Genomic DNA, 16042 nt, shown 5'->3' with positions numbered 1-16042 from the left:
AATCCGTCCCTACACCCAGTACGCCACGCGGGCCCGGTAGTTGCGCAACACCAGCATGGCCAGCACCCAGCCCACGGCGGTGCAGCCCAGGACGACGGCCCAGTGGTAGAACTCGACTGGCTCGCCCAGCAGCGGTCCGCGTGCGATCTCCAGATAGTGGAACATCGGGTTCAGCTCGACGAGCTTCAATCTCGACGACGCCTCGCCGGTCGCGTTCCCGAGGCTCTGCGTCGTCCAGATGATCGGCGTCATGAAGAAGACCAGCTGCACCGCGGTGGTGAGGAGCTGGCCGATGTCGCGGAATCGGGTCGACAGGATGCCGAACACGATCGTCACCCAGATCGAATTGACCACATACAGCGCGAGGGCCGGGACGATCAGCGTGACGGTCCAGTTGAGCGGAGGCGGGAAGATCAGGAACAGGATGACGATGATGACGACGTTGTGCGCGAAGATGATCAGCGCTCGCCACACCACTCGGTAGACGTGCACGCTCACCGGGGCCGGAAGCTGTTTGATCAGCCCCTCGTTCTTCGAGAAGACCTCGGAGCCCTCGAGGATCGAGCTCGAGATGAAGTTCCAGAAGATGAAGCCGAGCGCGACGTACGGCAGGAACACCCTGATGTCCATGCCGAAGAGCTCGCCGTAGAGCAGGCCCATGGCGATCGCGGTCACACCGGTCGCGATCACGATCCACAGCGGTCCCAGGACCGAACGTCGGTAGCGCTGCTTGATGTCCTGCCAGCCGAGGTGGAACCACAGTTCGCGGCTCGCGAAACCGTCGCGGAGGTCCTTGACCGCGCGCGCGAAGCTGCGCGAATCAGAGCCCTGGGGACGCGCGGGGATCGCGTCGTCGTCTACTACCGCTGACACGAGGAGTCAGCGTACCCCTCGGCCCATCCGCTGCCCGCTGCCGGTTGAGCGGGTGACCCTCAGCCGGTTGAGCCGGTGTGGCGACCTAGAGGTACTGCCCCGTGCTGTGGCCGGGTCCGCCGGCGCCGCCGGGGGTGGGCATGCCGGGCGGAAGCGCGCCCTGACGCATCTGTTCGAGCTGGGCGCGGGCGGCCATCTGCTGGGCGAACAGTGCGGTCTGGATGCCGTGGAAGAGTCCCTCGAGCCAGCCCACGAGCTGGGCTTGGGCGATGCGGAGCTCGGCGTCCGACGGGGTGCCCTCGTCGGAGAAGGGGAGCGCGAGACGTTCGAGTTCTTCGCGCAGCTCGGGCGCGAGCCCCTCTTCGAGTTCACGCACCGACGATTGGTGGATCTCACGCAGGCGATTGCGCGACGCGTCGTCGAGAGGAGCCGCACGCACCTCTTCGAGCAGCTGCTTGATCATCGTGCCGATGCGCATGACCTTGGCGGGTTGCTCGACCATGTCGGCGACGCTGGTCGATTCCGACGACTCGCCGTCCGTCTGCCCATCCGTGCCCGCGCCGACGACGATCACGTTGTCGGAGTCGCCGGCCGAGCCGAACGGTCCTGAGGTGGGGCCGGGTCCTGGAGTGCCTTCGATAGCCATGCGTCCCATTGTGCCCGGACACCGCGAAACGGCAGATGGCCGACGTCTATCCTCGTGCCCATGGCTTTCGACGTCGCCTACGTGCGTGGATTGATTCCATCGCTCGGCGACGGCTGGATCCACCTCGACCCGCAGGCGGGGATGCAGATCCCCGATTCGGTCGCGACCGCTGTGACCACCAGTTTCCGCTCTCTGTCCGCCGCCCCGGGCGGGGTCTACCCGTCGGCTCGCGCGAGCGCGGAGGTGGTCGACGGTGCCCGGCGCGCGATCGCCGATGTCGTCGGCGGAGACGCCGCGGGTGTGGTGCTCGGACCGTCGCGGTACGTGCTGCTGGCCGGTCTGGCGGAGGCCCTCGCGCCGCATGCGTGGCTGCGGGGTGACGTCGTCGTCACGCGTCAGGATGACGAGCCGAACATCGTGCCGTGGCTGCGCGCGGCGGATCGTTACGGCGGCCGGGTTCGCTGGGCCGAGGTCGACGTCGAGACCGGCGGACTACCGGCCTGGCAGTTCGGCGATCTCGTCACGCCCGATACGGAGGTCGTCGCGGTGACCCTCGCGTCGTCCACGACGGGAGCCGTCACCGACATCAGCGAGATCGCGCCGCTGGTCCGCGAAGCCGGCGCGCTTCTGGTCGTCGACGCCACCAACGCGGCGCCGTACATCAGCCTGGACATCCACGACCTGGGTGCCGACGTCCTCGTCGTCTCGGCCGAGCGGTGGGGTGGTCCGCGCATGGCGGCCATGGCCTTCCGCGAACCCCACCTGATCGACCGGCTGAAGCTGATGTCGATGGACCCGTCCGCGCGCGGGCCCGCCCGGCTCGAACCCGAACCGCATCAGGGCGCGATGCTCGCCGGGGTGGTCGCGTCGGTGGAACACCTCGCCGGACTCGACGAGGCCGGGATCGGCAAGCGTCGGCGGCGTCTCGTCACGTCGATGGACGGTGTCTACGAGTATCTGCAGCGCCTCAACTATTACCTGGTCACGACACTGTCCCAGCTCAACCATGTGAACCTCGTGGGGACCGAGGAGAACCGGATACCGCTGGCGAGCTTCACCGTGGAGTCGGTGGGTGCCGACAAGGTCGTCCGGCGTCTGGCCGACAACGGTGTCTGCGCACTCGCCGACCTTCCCAACCGCGCACTCGCACGGATGGGCGCACCCGACTTCGGCGGTGCCGTCACGGTCGGGCTGGCCCCGTACTCGACGCCGTACGAGGTCGATCACCTGGTGCGAACGCTGGGTTCATTGGCCTGAAGTGCCCGGCAACCTTCCGAAATTCACTATGGTGTTGTTTGGGTTAACGACAATGTATGTTGTCATGCTGTGTCGGCAAAATCGATTGATGGTCCACGAAAGGGCCCGCCCCGGTCGCTCACCGCTGCGGAGGCCGAGAGCTGGATGAACCTCGTCGACGGCGGCTGGGCGCTCTTCGCCCGCGTCAACGACGAGTTCGCGAGACGAGGACTCTCCGTTTCCGATCTGCGCATTCTCGAAGCGGTCTGTACCAATCGGCAGTTGAGCGTCAGCGAGGTCGCCGACGCCGTGCACATGCGGATCAGCACGGTGTCGCGCATGATTGGCCGGCTCAGCGACGACGGCAACATCCACCGGTTCGAGTCGAAGGCCGACGGCCGACACCGACTCGTGCGTCTGACCGATCACGGTCTGCGCACCCTCGCCGACCATGTGAGCGTCCGAGACCAAGTGATCCGGCAGTTCGTCGTCGACGCGATGACCCCGGAGGAGTTCGCCGCCCTCGGCGTCGCGTTCCGCAAGATCCGGGAGGCCCTCGACGCCGCAGAGTCTGCATCTTCCGACTGAGCCCCCGCTCAGTCCGCGACGCTCAGCAGTACCTTCCCGACCACGTCACCGCTGTTGAGATGGTCGTGCGCGGCGCCGGCGTCGGCGAGCGGTAACACGCGATCGACGACGGGTACGACCGTCCCGGCCTCGATCAACGGCCAGGTGCGGGTCAGTGTCGACGCCACGACCTCGGCCTTGCCGCCCGGACCGTGGACGGGCCGGGCGCGCAGCGTCGTACCCATCACCGACAGCCGCTTGGCCAGCAGATGCCCGAGGTTGATCTCGGTCGTCGTGCCGCCCTGCATGCCGATGATGACGAGGCGCCCGTCGGTACGCAGCGCCTTCAGGTTCGACTTCAGGTACTTCGCGCCGATGATGTCGAGGATCACGTCGGCGCCGCCGGCGTCCCGGAGGATCTCGGCGAAGTCCTGGCTCGAGTAGTCGATGAGGATGTCGGCGCCGAACTCGCGGCAGCGCTCGAGCTTGTCCTGCGTGCGGGCGGTCACCGCGACGCGAGCGCCCATCGCGTGTGCGATCTGGGTGGCGTGGGTGCCGATGCCGCTGGACCCGCCGTGGATCAGCAGGAGCTCGCCGGTGGTCAGGTGCGCGGTGTCGAAGATGTTCGACGACACGGTGCACGCCACCTCGGGCAGCGCCGCCGCCGACACCAGGTCGACGCCCTTGGGTACCGCGAGGACCTGCTCGACCGGAACCGCCACCTTCTCCGCGTAACCGCCGCCGGCGAGCAGCGCGCACACCTCGTCGCCCTCCGACCAGCCGCTGACCCCGTCGCCGAGGGCCGAGATCCGCCCCGAGACCTCGAGTCCGAGGGTGTCCGACGCACCGGGTGGCGGGGGATAGTTGCCCGCACGTTGGAGGATGTCGGCGCGATTCACGCCGGCCGCGACCACATCGATCACGACCTCGCCGGACGCGGGAGTCGGGTCGGGCACATCGGACAGGGACAGGTTCTCTGATTCGACGACGATGGCTTTCACCTCTTCAATGGTGTCACAGCGCACCGCAGTGCCAGGCGAGGTCCGGTCCGGCGTTCGTGTGTAACCTTGCTCGTCAGGGAAGCGTGGCAGAGCGGCCGAATGCACTCGCCTTGAAAGCGAGCGTGGGTAAAACCACCGGGGGTTCAAATCCCTCCGCTTCCGCCAAGGGCCCTCAACTCTCACCCGGGTGGGGGCTTTTTCGTGCAACGCCCGGCCTACCGGTTGGGGCCCCAAGACGTGGAAGGTAGGGACATGGGCGCCGGTGGATTCACCGTGGCGTCGTTCAACGTCAACGGGATCCGCGCCGCGCGCCGTCGTGGGTTCGACGCCTGGCTCGCCGGGCGACAGCCCGACGTGGTCGGACTGCAGGAGTTGCGGTGTGGCATCGACGACGTCGGAGAGTTCGACGGTTATCACGCGGCGATCGACGTCGGCTCCATCGCGGGACGTAACGGCGTCGCGGTGCTGACCCGCACCGAGCAGGCCGCGGTGCGCACGTGGCTGACTCACCCGCCGAAGGCTCGCGGTCTGCCTGCCTTCGCTCACGAGGGTCGCTACGTCGAGGTCGACCTCGCCGATCGTCCACTGACCGTCGCCAGTCTGTATCTGCCCAAGGGCGGACTCCCGGCCGAGTTGCAGCGCCCCGGATCGATGCGCGAGGCGCCCGACGGCGGCGCCAAACACGCACGCAAGCAACGCTTTCTGGCCGGGTTCACCCGTGAACTCGAGCGCAACCGGCTCGCCGCCCGCCGCGCCGGCCGGGAGTTCCTGCTCCTCGGCGACCTCAACGTGGCACACCTCGAACACGACGTCACCAACTGGCGCGCGGCCCGCAAGATGGAGGGCTTCCTGCCCGAAGAACGCGCCTGGTTCGGCGAGATCACCGGTCCGCGCCGGCTGGTGGACGTCGTCCGCGCCCTGCACGGCGACCGTCCCGGGCCGCTCACCTGGTGGAGTTGGGCGGGGGAGTCGTTCGTCAAGGACATCGGGTGGCGCATCGACCACCAGCTCGCCTCGCCCCCGCTTGCCCGGCGGGCGCGCGCGGTGACGGTCGACAAGGAGGCGTCGCCGGACCTTCGGCTGTCCGATCACGCCCCGCTGGTCGTCGAGTACGCCGAGCTGTGATCCGGGGCTCGCGCGTCCCTGTTCGATGGTGGTCGCCGGGTGGCTTCGACTCGGCGCCTCGCTGGCGCTCGGTGCCGGCTCAACCAGCGGTGGTTGCGGCTCGGGCAGCTGTGGTTGCCGGGTGGCTTCGACTCGGCGCCTCGCTGGCGCTCGGTGCCGGCTCAACCAGCGGTGGTTTCGGCTGCGGCTGCGGCTCAACCAGCGGTGGTTGTGGCTCACCCGACCGTCAGCACCGCGCGGAGATACTCCCACTCCATCCGTCCGTTGGTGAGGTAGCGGTCGGCGTGCGCGGCGATGGCGGCGTCGAGTTCGTCGACGCGCGCGGGGTCGTCACCGACGTTGCGGTACGCCATGATGGTCGGTCCGTAGTGCGCCTTGAAGAAGTCGCGGAACGCCACGCCGTCGTTGAACTCGCTGATCTCGACGGTTTCGGTGACGAACTCGTGGTCGGTGACAGCGGAACCGAACAGCGACCGCACGTGTTCGGCGTCGCCCCAGAGCGGCCCCGGCTGCGCACCGGGCGGCGGTGGCGGGGCGTACGGCTTCATCACCGCGAACAACTCACCGATGAATCCCGTTGGAGTCCAGTTGATCAGGCCGATCCGTCCGCCGGGACGCACGACTCGCACGAGTTCGTCGGCGCACTTCTGGTGATTCGGCGCGAACATGACGCCCACGCACGACGTCGCGATGTCGAAGTCGTTGTCGTCGAACGGGAGATCTTCGGCGTCGGCGGTGCGCCAGGTGATCGGCAGGTCGCGGTGCCGGGCTTCGCCCACGGACAGGAGCTCGGGCGTGAGGTCGCTGGCGACGACGTGCCCGCCGGCTTCGGCCGCGGGTACGGCGACGTTGCCCGCGCCGGCGGCGACGTCGAGGAGTTTGTCCCCGGCGGTGATGTGCAATGCGTCGACGAGGCGTCGGCCCAGCGGCGCGATGAGGTCGGCGACGGCGGGATAGTCGCCCGACGCCCACAGCTTGCGGTGGCGGGCCTTGATCTCGGCGTCGAACGGGGTGGGGTGGGTCGTGGTCATGATGGCGGTCCCTCGAAGTCGTCGAATGGTGGTCGTCCGTGACCGGACACAACGAGCATCCGACGAAGTCCGACCCGTCCTCTAGACCAACATCTGTACTGGCGGCAGTTCAGTTTCTGTACTGGTCATCAGCCGGCGACGGGTGTGTACTGGGTCGGGGGAGGTTTCGACACGGCGCCTCGCTTCGCTCGGGGCCGGCTCAACCAGCAAGAGGCGGCGCCGGCTCGACCAGCAGTGGGGAGGCTGCGATGACATCGTATGGACAGTTCTGTCCGGTGGCCAAGGCGATGGAGTTGCTCGACGAGCGCTGGACGATTCTCATCGACCGCGAACTGCTCTTGGGCAGTCGGCATTTCAACGAGTTGCGACGCGGGGTGCCGAAGATGTCGCCGGCTCTGCTCACCAAGCGCCTACGCAGTCTGGAACGTGCCGGGGTGATCAACCGCAGCGTTGTCGGCGGTCGTTCGGTGTACACGTTGACGACGATGGGTGAGGAGCTCACCACGGTCGTAGAGGCATTGAGCGCGTGGGGTATCCGCTGGATCGGCGAGCTGGGCGACGCCGACCTCGACCCGCATCTGCTGATGTGGGACATGCACCGCACCGTCCCGATCGACCGGTGGCCGCGACGACGCACCATGGTGCAGTTCGTCTTTCACGATGTCATCGGCAAGGCGAGCACATGGTGGCTGGTCGTCGCGGGTGGTGAGGCGCAGGTGTGCGACTTCGACCCCGGTTACGAACTCGACGCCACCGTGATGACCGATCTGCGTACTCTCACCGAGATCTGGCGGGGCGACATCGACTGGCGTCTGGCGCTCGCCGCCGACCGCGTCGAGATCCACGGTGCCGCGGGGGTGGCACGAGACGTGCCGTCGTGGATCGGGCAGAGCCTCTCGTCGGCGGTCCCGCGACCGGCGTGAGCGCCGACGGCACCGTCAGGCGATGTCCCGGCGGAACGTCGTGTAGCGACCGATGACCGCGAACGCGGCGATGTAGGCGAGTATGACGAGGGCGCCGGCCCATTGCGGGAGCAGGTCGTCACTGCCACCACCCATCGTGGCGAAGAAGCTGGAGCCGACGAGGGCGTCGGCGGCGGACCCGGGCAGGAACTTCGACACCGACGACGTGACGTCGAAGGTCGCCAGCGCGATGCGTGCGATCGGTTCCACGAGCTGGGTGAAGGCCAGCAGGATCACGATCGCGGCGACCTGGTTGGACACCACGGCGCCGAACGCCACCCCCATCGCGGTCCATAGGACCATCACCAGCATCGACAGGCCGATCACCTCGAGGGTGGAGCTGTCGCCGAGGAATGCGCCGTCCCCGACCGTCGCGAGGATCGGTGCCGCCGTCGCGACGACCGCGAGAGTGCCGAGGACGCCGTAGAGGAGTCCCATCGGGATGCCGGCGATCAGTTTGGCCACCAACAGGATTCCGCGTCGCGGTTCGACGAGCAGGCTCGCCGTGATGGTCTTGTGCCGGAACTCCCCGGTCACCGCGAGGCTGCCGATCACCAGGGCGAACACGTAGCCGATCGGGCTGGTGAGGGCGTAGATCGAGCGGGCCAGATCGGCGCCGACGAGGGTCGTGGGTTGTTGCATGGCATTCTCGGTCGTCATCGAGAACGCCAGGGCCGCACCGATGAACCCGAGGTAGGCGACCATGGCGATGAGCAGGACCCACCACATCCGCGTGGAGGTGAACTTGCGGTACTCGGCGATCAGGGCGGCCCTCATCGGACGGCCCCCGGCGACGTCGGTGCCCCGTTCGGGCCGGGATCGGCTGACCCGCCGGCGAAATGACTGGTCGGTGCGTCCGAAGACTTCGTGAGATGCAGGAAGACCGCCTCGAGGTCGGCGCCGACGTCGGCGAGTTGGTGGAGTTCGATGCCCGCGGTGAAGGCGGCCGTCCCGACCGTGGCCGCGCTCACGCCGGGCACCCGGAAACCGTCGTGCGTGTCCTCGAGGTGCCACCCGCGCTCGCCCGCGAGTGCGACGAACGACGCCCGTGACGGCGTCCGCACGACGACCGCGTGCTCGGCCAGCGCCTCGAAGTCGGCGAGCGTGGAGGCCCGGACCAGTTTGCCGTTGCCGATCACCACCACGTCGTCGACGGTGCTCCGCACCTCGGCGAGCACGTGGCTGGAGACCAGGACCGTCCGGCCCTCGTGGGCGAGCGACCGCAGCAGCCCGCGCAGCCACACGATGCCCTGGGGGTCGAGACCGTTGGCCGGCTCGTCGAGCAGGATGATCTGCGGATCGCCGAGCAGTGCGGTGGCCAGGCCGAGGCGCTGCCGCATGCCCATCGAGTAACCACCGACGCGGCGGTCCGCGGCCTGGGCGAGTCCGACGAAGTCGAGCACTTCCCGGCACCGCGACGTCGGGACCCCGACCTGCGGGGCGAGTGCCTTCAGGTGCCCGAGTCCGCTGCGACCGGGGTGGAAGCTCGACGCCTCCAGTGCCGCGCCGACGTGCTGGGCGGGTCGCGGGATCTCCCGGAACGGGCGGTCGCCGATGAGTGCCCGGCCGGCGGTCGGTTCGACCAGGCCCAGGAGCATCCGCAGGGTCGTGGTCTTGCCCGATCCGTTCGGTCCGAGGAACCCGGTGACGCGGCCGCGGGCAACGGTGAACGACAGGTCGTCGACCGCGGTAAGGCTGCCGAATCGCTTGGTGAGACCGTCGATCGTTATCGCGGGTGACTCCATCGGTGCCTTCCGTCGGTGGGCTGGCCCATACGCTATCAAACGCGCACGTGGTCAACCGCTTTCATGTCGAAACCTGCCGTGTACGAGTCACACTCGTTGCAGGACAACACATCCGACGATGCGGTCACAACCAATCGCGTTTGCGGAACGACAGATAGAGGCCGACGACCACGACGACGATCAGCGTCGTGCTGGTGATGAAGCCGAGTAGTCGCTCGAAACCGGGAAACGGCACGTTCTGTCCGTAGAAACCGGTGATGGCCGTCGGCACGGCGATGATCGCGGCCCACGCGGTCAGCTTCTTCATGACGGTGTTGAGTCGCGCGTCGGCGAGGGTCAGGTTGGTCTCGAAGACGGTGGTGATCATGTCCCGCAACGACTCCGTCCACTCCGACGCCCGGAGCGCGTGGTCGTAGAGATCGGAGAAATGCGGGTCGAGCTCCGGTGGCGCGTGGTTGTCGAACCGCCGTCGTTGGATGCCGGCGATCACCTCGCGCATCGGCAGGACCACCCGTCGCAGGACGACGAGATCCTTGCGCAGGTCGTAGGTTCGGCGCTGCAGTTCGCGGCCGGGGATGCGCTCGTCGAACAGCAGTGCCTCGAGGTCCTCGATCTCGTCGTCGAGGCGCTGCACGGCGTCGAAGTGCCCGTCCACGACGACATCGAGCAGTCCGTGCACGAGCGCGCCGATCCCGTACTGCGTGGCCCCGCTGTCCGACCATCGCCGCATGACCTCGTCGATGTCGAGCGCCGGGGTCGGTCGCACGGTGATGAGTGCGTTGCGCTTGACGAAGATCGAGATGCGGTGCAGGTCGAACATCCGCGCCCGACCGTTCGCGGAGGCGCGGAAGTCGGTGGCCGCGGAGCCGTCGTCATCGTCGTCGTCCCGGTCGTCGGCCGGCGCGTCGCCGTCGTGCAGCGACACCGCGTAGACCATCACGAAGGTGTGCCCGGTGTAGGTGACTGTCTTGACCCGTTCGGCCGCCGCGACCGTGTCCTCGATCGCGAACGGGTCGAGGTCGAGTTCGGCCGCCAACCGGGACAGGGTCTCGTGGGTGGGGCATTCCAGATCCGCCCAGATCAACTTCTCCGGATTGTCGAGACAGGTGGAGATCTCCTCGAGGTCGAAGCCATCCACCGGGTCGCCGTTCCGCCAGATCTGACCACGGATGCGTTCGACGCCGCGAGGTCCCGACACATCCGAGGGAACTGTCATGTGGCCATCGTGACACCCGTGGGGGTGTTCCGTCGGTGCGACAGGCAGGCGAGACGTCGACCACACCGGGTGGTCGTCGCCCGCGGGTAGCATCGAAATCGGTGTCTGTGGACGGGCGCGGACACCGATTCTCCAGGTAAGGCGGCGGCATGGTCGACAGCAGTTCCCGCGGACATCGCTTGATGCCCGCGCGCACGAGCGAACAGATCCGCGAGTGGTGTGATCGTTCGGCGGTACCGGGCGAGCGGCGCGAACTGTCGGACACCGCGGCGCTGCTCATCGCCTCCGGATACCTCACCCCGGGTGGTCGTGCCATCGTGGTGCGCCGGATCTCCACCGGTCGGCCGATGCCGTCCACGTCCGCGGGTTTCGGCGATCTGCGCCGCCTGCAGCGCGCGATCGTCCAGATCGAACACCAGTTGTCGAGTCCGGTGGTGCCCGGTGTGGTCGCGGCCGTGATGCGCAACCGGCTCAACGGCCTGCAACGACGCCGCGAGGACGCCCGCAAGCAGATCGTCGCCGGCAAGGGTGTGTTCGCGTCGGGGACCCGGGCGATCCGACGCGAGCGACGGGAGAACGTCTATCTCGAGATCGAGGAACGAGACCGGTTGTTCGCCGGGCTGCTGTGCACCCCGACCCCCAACGTCAACGCGTCGAGCTATGTCCGTCGCGCCGGCACCGCCGCGTTCGACCGGATCGCCGGCGTGGTGGGGCAGGTCGCCGCGAAGTCGGGCAACTCGCAGGCGGGGCAGTGGGCGGACCAGTTCCTGTCGGGCGTGCGCGAGACGCCGGGCGGAACGACTCAGACCGGCGCCCCCCGCACCGCGGCCTTCGTCGACGGCTACGAGACGCTGCTGTTCATCACCGGTCACTACTACGACCGCATCCTCGGCAACCCCGCCTGGCGCTCCGACCATTTCGAGGTCCAGCGCACCCAGGTGAACCTGCACGCCGAGGTCGCCGAGATCGCCGCCGACGTCATCGCGTTGCGAGCGGTACGCATCGACCTCGACCGGGCCAAGCGCAACGGCGGCTTCGACCGCACCTTCGCCGCGCAGATCGATCAGCGTGAGACGACACTGCGACCGGTGTGGACCGAACTCATCGATCGTGTCCAGGCGCTCGGCGAGGTCGCGCATGTCGTCGAATCCGCGGCCGTCGAGCTGCAGGTCCTCGCCGAGTACAACAAAGCGGCCACCCTCGACGACCGCATCGACGCGTTGATCGCGCGGTCGGGCGACCGGGAGATCTCCGTCGACAACGCCAAGCGACTCACCGAACAGGTGCGCAGCGGCGAAGAGCAACTGCGGATCTATCGAGATGTGTTGCAGGGCAACATCGCGCGGATCTCGCCGGCGGTGCCGCGCGAACTACCCGCCCGCTACGAGCCGTCGTGACCACGTGCTGAGGTAGTCCTTCTCGGTGGGGGACAGCCGCCGCAGGGTGTGCTTCTCGATGTCGACGACGGCCATCTGCGTGCTCGCGACGCACGCCGGCCGACTGGCGTCGTCGGCATCGCCGCTGCGGATCTCGTAGCCGATGGTGAAGTCCACCGAACGGAAACCCTTGATCCACATCCCGATTCGCAGCGGCGAGTCGTCGTGACGCAGCTGGGCCTGGTATCGGATGTCGACGTGCACGATCATCGCGCTGGTGATCAGCGGGGCGTAGTCCTCGCCGGCGCTCAACAGCCACGCGATGCGCGCCTCCTCCATCAGCGTGACCATCCGCGCGTGGTTGATGTGTCCGAACGCGTCCATGTCCGACCAGCGCACCCCGACCTCGGCGACGAAGGCGAAGTCGTTCGGACCGAGTCCCGTGGTCGACGGTGGTTCGTGCCGCTGGGAACGCGCGTGGTGAACAGAAGGTGAAGTGGGCATCGTCGACTTTCCTCGGGGGTCCCGGTGCCCGTGAGATGCCGTGGTCACGACCTTCCACTCGGCTGAACGCCGGGTAGTCTGTGAGTCTAGATGTCCGCGTCGGGCCGATCCGGTCGGCGCGGACTCGCACGTGGTGACACGACGAGGTCCCGGGTGCACTCCGGGGGGATTGTCGGTGAGGGAGTTGGCGAGATGTCGAGGCGATTGATCGCGGGTCTGGTGTGCCTGATGGTGGGGATTCTGTCGACCCCGGCCATCGCCGACGCCGCTCCCAAACAGGTGGCGCGCATCGCCAAATCCGAGAAGCTGAGTGCGCTGCGTACCGACATCTGGGTCTTCTCACCGGCGATGAACGAGCGGATCAAGCTGTCGGTCCTCACCCCGGTCGGCGGATCGACACCGCGGTCGACGGTCTACATGCTCGACGGCGCCGGCGCCGAGGGCGAGGTCAGCGACTGGATCACGAAGGGTCGCGCCGGACGCTTCTTCGCCGACAAGAACGTCAACGTCGTACTCCCCACCGGAGGCAAGGGCACCTTCTACACCGACTGGCAGAAGAAGGACGCCGCGCTCGGCAAGCCGATGTGGGAGACGTTCCTCACCAGGGAGCTGCCGCCGCTGATCGACGAACGGTTCGACGGCAACGGCCGCAACGCGGTCATCGGGCTGTCGATGGGTGGGCAGGCCGCGTTCTCCCTGGCCATCCGGCACCCGGAGATGTACACCGGCGTCGCCTCGCTCAGCGGCTGCCCGCCGGTGTCCGGTCCGGTCAACGAGGCCTACGTCCGTACGACGGTCGGTCGCGACGGCGGCGACGCCACCAACATGTGGGGCCCGTTCGGCTCCGCGGGCTGGCGCGCACACGACCCGAGCCTTCATCTCGACCGGTTGCGCGGGAAGAACATCTTCATCGCCGCCGGTTCGGGAGCCATCGGCCCCCTCGACCTCCAGCGTCAGATCGAGCCGGACGAGGGGCCGCGCGACGTCGTGACGGCATCCTCGTCGGCGCTCGAACTGGGTGCCTACCGCTGTTCGCTCGAGTTCGCCATCACGATGCGTGCCGCGGGGGTGCCCTACACCGACGGTTTCCGCCTCATCGGAACCCACACGTGGGCGTACTGGGAGCGCGACCTCGCGGCCCTGTGGCCGACCATCGGCCGGGGGCTCTGACCGGCTCGGGGTCCAGGATCAGCTCCGGGGACCGTCCCAGCTCTCGGCGAACCGCAGGAACACGTCGTCCTCGGCGGCGTTGGTGACGGTCACCCGCACGCCGTCGCCGTCGAACGGGCGGACCACCACCCCGGCGTCGACGCAGGCGCGCGCGAAGTCCATCGACGCCGCTCCCAGGTCGAGCCACACGAAGTTGGCTTGCGAATCGGGGACCCGGTAGCCCGCGTCGCGCAGTCGTGCGGTGACGCGGGCCCGTTCGGCGACGACCGCGTCGGTGCGGGCCAGCAACTGGTCCCCGGCGTCGAGGCTGGCGAGCGCGGCGGCCTGGGCGACGCTGCTGACCGAGAACGGCACATGAACCTTGCCGAGGGCGGTGATGACCTCCGGATCGGCGATCGCGTAACCCACGCGCAGCCCGGCCAGCCCGTACGCCTTCGAGAAGGTGCGCAGCACCACGAGGTTGCGGAACTCGCGTCGGAGTTCGAGTGCGTCGTACGCCTGACTCGACGGCAAGCGCAGGTATTCGAAGTACGCCTCGTCGAGAGCGACGATGACGTCGGACGGCACGTTCTGCAGGAACTCCCGCAGGTCGGCTGCCTCGACCACGGTCCCGGTCGGGTTGTTCGGATTGCACACGAAGATCAGCCGCGTGCGGTCGGTGATCGCGTCGGCCATCGCGCGCAGGTCGTAGGTCAGATCGCCGGTGAGCGGGACCTGGACCGGTGTCGCGCCCGCGACGCGCGTCGCCAGGGGATAGGTCTCGAAGGACCGCCACCCGAAGACCACCTCGTCGCCCGGTCCGCTGGTGACGAGGATGAGGTTCTGGCAGAGGATGACCGACCCGCATCCCACCTGGACCTCGTCTTCGGTGACCCCGAGGCTCTTGGCCAGCGCTGCGGTCAGCTCCACCATCCCGTTGTCGGGGTAGCGGTTCACGGCTGCGGCCGCCGCGCCGATCGCCTCGACGACGCTCGGCAGCGGACCTTCGGTGACCTCGTTGCTGGCGAGCTTCACCGCTCCCGGAAACGTCTTGCCCGGTACGTATACGGGAAGGTCGTCCAGGTCGGGGCGGATTCGCAGGCTCACCCGACCAATGTAGGCCGCGACCCCGATGAGGCAGAAACCGGCTCTGACCAACCGGTTTGCTTGTGGACGCGAAGGGTGTGTAACCTTTCGACTCGGCAGTTCGAAAGGACTCCGCCAAGGAGGCGTGCCAGAGCGGCCGAATGGGACTCACTGCTAATGAGTTGTCTCGCTAAAACGGGACCGGAGGTTCAAATCCTCTCGCCTCCGCCACCGCAGTCGGCCGACGGCGGTACAACTGAATAGCACGCGCCCGTAGCTCAACGGATAGAGCATCTGACTACGGATCAGAAGGTTTGGGGTTCGAATCCCTACGGGCGCACAGAGAATCGCCAGGCGAGACCATGTCTCGCCTGGCGTTTTGTTTCGTCTTCTCACCACGAGATGCTGATCCCCAACTATAGTTGCGATAGTCTAACTTTAGTTGGAGGGGAGTCGGAGATGCAGCTCCACAAGCCGTTCGCGACGGTGACGCCGACCCTGGACGGCGACGTGCTCGATGTCCTTGCGAGTGCAGACGAAACATTCACGATCACTCAGGTCCAGCGCATTCTCACCTCTGCGTCGGGAGAAGGAATTCGCAAGGTCCTCAACCGCCTCACCAAACAGGGCGTGGTGCTGCATGACGAGGTGGGTAGGACCCACACTTACCGTCTCAACACCGAGCATCTAGCGGCTGACGCAATCATGGCGGTATCGCGCCTGAACTCGACTTTTCTGCGCCGACTCGAACAACACCTGAGCAGCTGGGGGAGCACGCTGCGTTACGCCGCCGTGTTCGGTTCGGCCGCCACGGGGCGGATGGCGCTCGACAGCGACATCGATTTGTTCCTGGTGCGGGGCCCTGATTCCTCCGACGACGGGGACGACTTGTGGGAACAACGGGTGACCGAACTCGCTCGACTGATCACCGCGTGGACCGGTAACGACGGCCGGATTGTCGAGTACGCCGAGCAGGAGTTTCATGCCGCGGCCTCTGCCGGTGAGGCTGTGTTCGACGACGTGTCGAAGCAGGGCCTGACCGTCGCGGGGACACGGTCCTGGTTCAACGCGCAGCTGCGTTCGGTGAGGAGGCCTTGATGGCCGGACAGCGGAACTGTGACTCCGGGGTCACCGCGGGGCGTCTGTCGAAGGCGAACGAATTTTTCGACGCCGCAGAACTTCTCGTCGACGAAATGCCCAACGCTGCCGGCGACTTGTACGTCGATGCGGGTATCGCTGCCGCGGACGCGATCTGCTGCGTGCGCCTCGGTACGCACTCGAACACCGGCAACCACAGTGAGGCTGTTGCCCTGCTCCGGCGAGCGGACAGCGGATCCGAACGGCATCTGAATACGCTGCTCAATTTGAAGAACAAGGTTGCTTACACACATCAGGACCTGAGCTCCGCAGAGTTGAAGAAGATGAATCGCGCTGCGGAACATTTGGTCGAGGCGGCGAAGCAGGCGGTTGCGGCTCGGGGGTAGCGCCGCGTGCAGAAAGTCTGGGGTTCGAATCCCTACGGGCG

At 67.4% G+C, this 16042-nt stretch carries 17 protein-coding genes and 3 tRNA genes; 11 read left to right on the top strand and 9 right to left on the bottom strand.

Annotated features, from left to right (window positions below; all coding sequences use genetic code 11):
* Positions 1-9: 9 nt before the first annotated feature.
* Together M4D77_RS03090 and M4D77_RS03085 are read right to left on the bottom strand one after the other, a co-directional pair.
* Positions 10-873, bottom strand: a complete 864-nt coding sequence (locus M4D77_RS03090) for an ABC transporter permease (RefSeq protein ID WP_065631226.1) — start codon at positions 871-873, stop codon at positions 10-12.
* An 85-nt stretch (positions 874-958) separates the two neighbouring features.
* Positions 959-1519 carry a bacterial proteasome activator family protein gene (locus M4D77_RS03085; protein WP_068971149.1) on the bottom strand — a complete coding sequence of 187 codons (561 nt, stop codon included), beginning with the start codon at positions 1517-1519 and terminating at the stop codon, positions 959-961.
* A gap of 60 nt (positions 1520-1579) precedes the next feature.
* On the opposite strand from M4D77_RS03085, the gene M4D77_RS03080 reads away from it, so the two are divergent.
* Together M4D77_RS03080 and M4D77_RS03075 are read left to right on the top strand one after the other, a co-directional pair.
* Positions 1580-2776 (top strand): cysteine desulfurase-like protein, encoded by a 1197-nt coding sequence (locus M4D77_RS03080; protein WP_068971147.1) that lies wholly within the window; start codon positions 1580-1582, stop codon positions 2774-2776.
* Positions 2777-2920: 144 nt separating this feature from the next.
* Positions 2921-3343: a MarR family winged helix-turn-helix transcriptional regulator gene (locus tag M4D77_RS03075; RefSeq protein WP_068971146.1), complete on the top strand. Its 423-nt coding sequence runs from the start codon at positions 2921-2923 to the stop codon at positions 3341-3343.
* 8 nt (positions 3344-3351) lie between these two features.
* Here the strand turns inward: M4D77_RS03075 and M4D77_RS03070 are convergent, their stop codons facing one another.
* Positions 3352-4323 (bottom strand): NAD(P)H-quinone oxidoreductase, encoded by a 972-nt coding sequence (locus M4D77_RS03070; protein WP_068971145.1) that lies wholly within the window; start codon positions 4321-4323, stop codon positions 3352-3354.
* Positions 4324-4400: 77 nt separating this feature from the next.
* Here M4D77_RS03070 and M4D77_RS03065 point away from each other — a divergent pair.
* Positions 4401-4488, top strand: a tRNA-Ser gene (locus M4D77_RS03065).
* Positions 4489-4575: 87 nt separating this feature from the next.
* Positions 4576-5448, top strand: a complete 873-nt coding sequence (locus tag M4D77_RS03060) for an exodeoxyribonuclease III (RefSeq protein ID WP_259935529.1) — start codon at positions 4576-4578, stop codon at positions 5446-5448.
* A gap of 215 nt (positions 5449-5663) precedes the next feature.
* On the opposite strand, the gene M4D77_RS03055 is transcribed toward M4D77_RS03060, so the two are convergent.
* Positions 5664-6479, bottom strand: coding sequence for a class I SAM-dependent methyltransferase (locus M4D77_RS03055; RefSeq protein WP_259935528.1), 816 nt, complete (start codon positions 6477-6479; stop codon positions 5664-5666).
* A gap of 248 nt (positions 6480-6727) precedes the next feature.
* On the opposite strand from M4D77_RS03055, the gene M4D77_RS03050 reads away from it, so the two are divergent.
* The gene (locus M4D77_RS03050; protein WP_259935527.1) at positions 6728-7402 is read left to right on the top strand and encodes a helix-turn-helix domain-containing protein; all 675 of its coding nucleotides are present in this window, start codon (positions 6728-6730) and stop codon (positions 7400-7402) included.
* A gap of 15 nt (positions 7403-7417) precedes the next feature.
* Here M4D77_RS03050 and M4D77_RS03045 read toward each other — a convergent pair whose 3' ends face one another.
* The 3 genes from M4D77_RS03045 to M4D77_RS03035 form a co-directional block, all read right to left on the bottom strand.
* Positions 7418-8218, bottom strand: a complete 801-nt coding sequence (locus M4D77_RS03045; RefSeq protein WP_259935526.1) for an ABC transporter permease — start codon at positions 8216-8218, stop codon at positions 7418-7420.
* Positions 8215-9186 carry an ABC transporter ATP-binding protein gene (locus M4D77_RS03040; RefSeq protein WP_259935525.1) on the bottom strand — a complete coding sequence of 324 codons (972 nt, stop codon included), beginning with the start codon at positions 9184-9186 and terminating at the stop codon, positions 8215-8217. The genes M4D77_RS03045 and M4D77_RS03040 overlap by 4 nt, the downstream gene beginning before the upstream one ends.
* A 124-nt stretch (positions 9187-9310) precedes the next feature.
* On the bottom strand, positions 9311-10402 hold the full coding sequence (locus M4D77_RS03035; RefSeq protein WP_259935524.1) for a magnesium transporter CorA family protein: 1092 nt from the start codon (positions 10400-10402) through the stop codon (positions 9311-9313).
* 149 nt (positions 10403-10551) lie between these two features.
* Between M4D77_RS03035 and M4D77_RS03030 the strand changes: the two genes are divergently transcribed.
* The gene (locus M4D77_RS03030) at positions 10552-11799 is read left to right on the top strand and encodes a hypothetical protein (RefSeq protein ID WP_259935523.1); all 1248 of its coding nucleotides are present in this window, start codon (positions 10552-10554) and stop codon (positions 11797-11799) included.
* On the opposite strand, the gene M4D77_RS03025 is transcribed toward M4D77_RS03030, so the two are convergent.
* Positions 11773-12282, bottom strand: coding sequence for a thioesterase family protein (locus tag M4D77_RS03025; RefSeq protein WP_259935522.1), 510 nt, complete (start codon positions 12280-12282; stop codon positions 11773-11775). The two genes, M4D77_RS03030 and M4D77_RS03025, sit on opposite strands and share 27 nt — an antisense overlap.
* A 192-nt stretch (positions 12283-12474) precedes the next feature.
* Here M4D77_RS03025 and M4D77_RS03020 point away from each other — a divergent pair, with 192 nt between their 5' ends.
* Positions 12475-13452 (top strand): alpha/beta hydrolase family protein, encoded by a 978-nt coding sequence (locus M4D77_RS03020; RefSeq protein ID WP_068972625.1) that lies wholly within the window; start codon positions 12475-12477, stop codon positions 13450-13452.
* Between the two features lie 18 nt (positions 13453-13470).
* Here the strand turns inward: M4D77_RS03020 and hisC are convergent, their stop codons facing one another.
* The gene (gene hisC, locus M4D77_RS03015; protein ID WP_226512136.1) at positions 13471-14538 is read right to left on the bottom strand and encodes a histidinol-phosphate transaminase; all 1068 of its coding nucleotides are present in this window, start codon (positions 14536-14538) and stop codon (positions 13471-13473) included.
* Positions 14539-14656: 118 nt separating this feature from the next.
* Between hisC and M4D77_RS03010 the strand changes: the two genes are divergently transcribed.
* The 4 genes from M4D77_RS03010 (at position 14657) to M4D77_RS02995 (ending at position 16001) form a co-directional block, all read left to right on the top strand.
* A tRNA-Ser gene (locus M4D77_RS03010) sits at positions 14657-14748 on the top strand.
* Between the two features lie 36 nt (positions 14749-14784).
* Positions 14785-14857, top strand: a tRNA-Arg gene (locus M4D77_RS03005).
* Positions 14858-14976: 119 nt separating this feature from the next.
* Positions 14977-15615 carry a BlaI/MecI/CopY family transcriptional regulator gene (locus tag M4D77_RS03000; RefSeq protein ID WP_065631213.1) on the top strand — a complete coding sequence of 213 codons (639 nt, stop codon included), beginning with the start codon at positions 14977-14979 and terminating at the stop codon, positions 15613-15615.
* Positions 15615-16001 carry a hypothetical protein gene (locus M4D77_RS02995; RefSeq protein WP_065631212.1) on the top strand — a complete coding sequence of 129 codons (387 nt, stop codon included), beginning with the start codon at positions 15615-15617 and terminating at the stop codon, positions 15999-16001. Before M4D77_RS03000 ends, M4D77_RS02995 begins: the two co-directional genes overlap by 1 nt.
* The last annotated feature ends 41 nt before the right edge of the window (positions 16002-16042 follow it).

Origin of the sequence: Gordonia sp. p3-SID1431 (assembly GCF_025143765.1) — a bacterium.
Taxonomy (GTDB): Bacteria; Actinomycetota; Actinomycetes; order Mycobacteriales; family Mycobacteriaceae; genus Gordonia; species Gordonia hongkongensis.
Note: the sequence above shows the minus strand (reverse complement) of the source record. Positions and strands in the feature narration are given on the sequence as shown.

What these genes read in the sequence shown, in the direction of transcription:
- M4D77_RS03000 (WP_065631213.1), top strand. Translation starts at nt 14,977, where the DNA reads ATGCAGCTCCACAAGCCGTTCGCGACGGTGACGCCGACCCTGGACGGC.
- M4D77_RS03055 (WP_259935528.1), bottom strand. Translation starts at nt 6,479, where the DNA reads ATGACCACGACCCACCCCACCCCGTTCGACGCCGAGATCAAGGCCCGC.
- M4D77_RS02995 (WP_065631212.1), top strand. Translation starts at nt 15,615, where the DNA reads ATGGCCGGACAGCGGAACTGTGACTCCGGGGTCACCGCGGGGCGTCTG.
- M4D77_RS03060 (WP_259935529.1), top strand. Translation starts at nt 4,576, where the DNA reads ATGGGCGCCGGTGGATTCACCGTGGCGTCGTTCAACGTCAACGGGATC.
- M4D77_RS03080 (WP_068971147.1), top strand. Translation starts at nt 1,580, where the DNA reads ATGGCTTTCGACGTCGCCTACGTGCGTGGATTGATTCCATCGCTCGGC.
- M4D77_RS03045 (WP_259935526.1), bottom strand. Translation starts at nt 8,218, where the DNA reads ATGAGGGCCGCCCTGATCGCCGAGTACCGCAAGTTCACCTCCACGCGG.
- M4D77_RS03020 (WP_068972625.1), top strand. Translation starts at nt 12,475, where the DNA reads ATGTCGAGGCGATTGATCGCGGGTCTGGTGTGCCTGATGGTGGGGATT.
- M4D77_RS03075 (WP_068971146.1), top strand. Translation starts at nt 2,921, where the DNA reads ATGAACCTCGTCGACGGCGGCTGGGCGCTCTTCGCCCGCGTCAACGAC.
- M4D77_RS03085 (WP_068971149.1), bottom strand. Translation starts at nt 1,519, where the DNA reads ATGGCTATCGAAGGCACTCCAGGACCCGGCCCCACCTCAGGACCGTTC.
- M4D77_RS03035 (WP_259935524.1), bottom strand. Translation starts at nt 10,402, where the DNA reads ATGACAGTTCCCTCGGATGTGTCGGGACCTCGCGGCGTCGAACGCATC.
- M4D77_RS03030 (WP_259935523.1), top strand. Translation starts at nt 10,552, where the DNA reads ATGGTCGACAGCAGTTCCCGCGGACATCGCTTGATGCCCGCGCGCACG.
- M4D77_RS03040 (WP_259935525.1), bottom strand. Translation starts at nt 9,186, where the DNA reads ATGGAGTCACCCGCGATAACGATCGACGGTCTCACCAAGCGATTCGGC.
- M4D77_RS03025 (WP_259935522.1), bottom strand. Translation starts at nt 12,282, where the DNA reads ATGCCCACTTCACCTTCTGTTCACCACGCGCGTTCCCAGCGGCACGAA.
- M4D77_RS03050 (WP_259935527.1), top strand. Translation starts at nt 6,728, where the DNA reads ATGACATCGTATGGACAGTTCTGTCCGGTGGCCAAGGCGATGGAGTTG.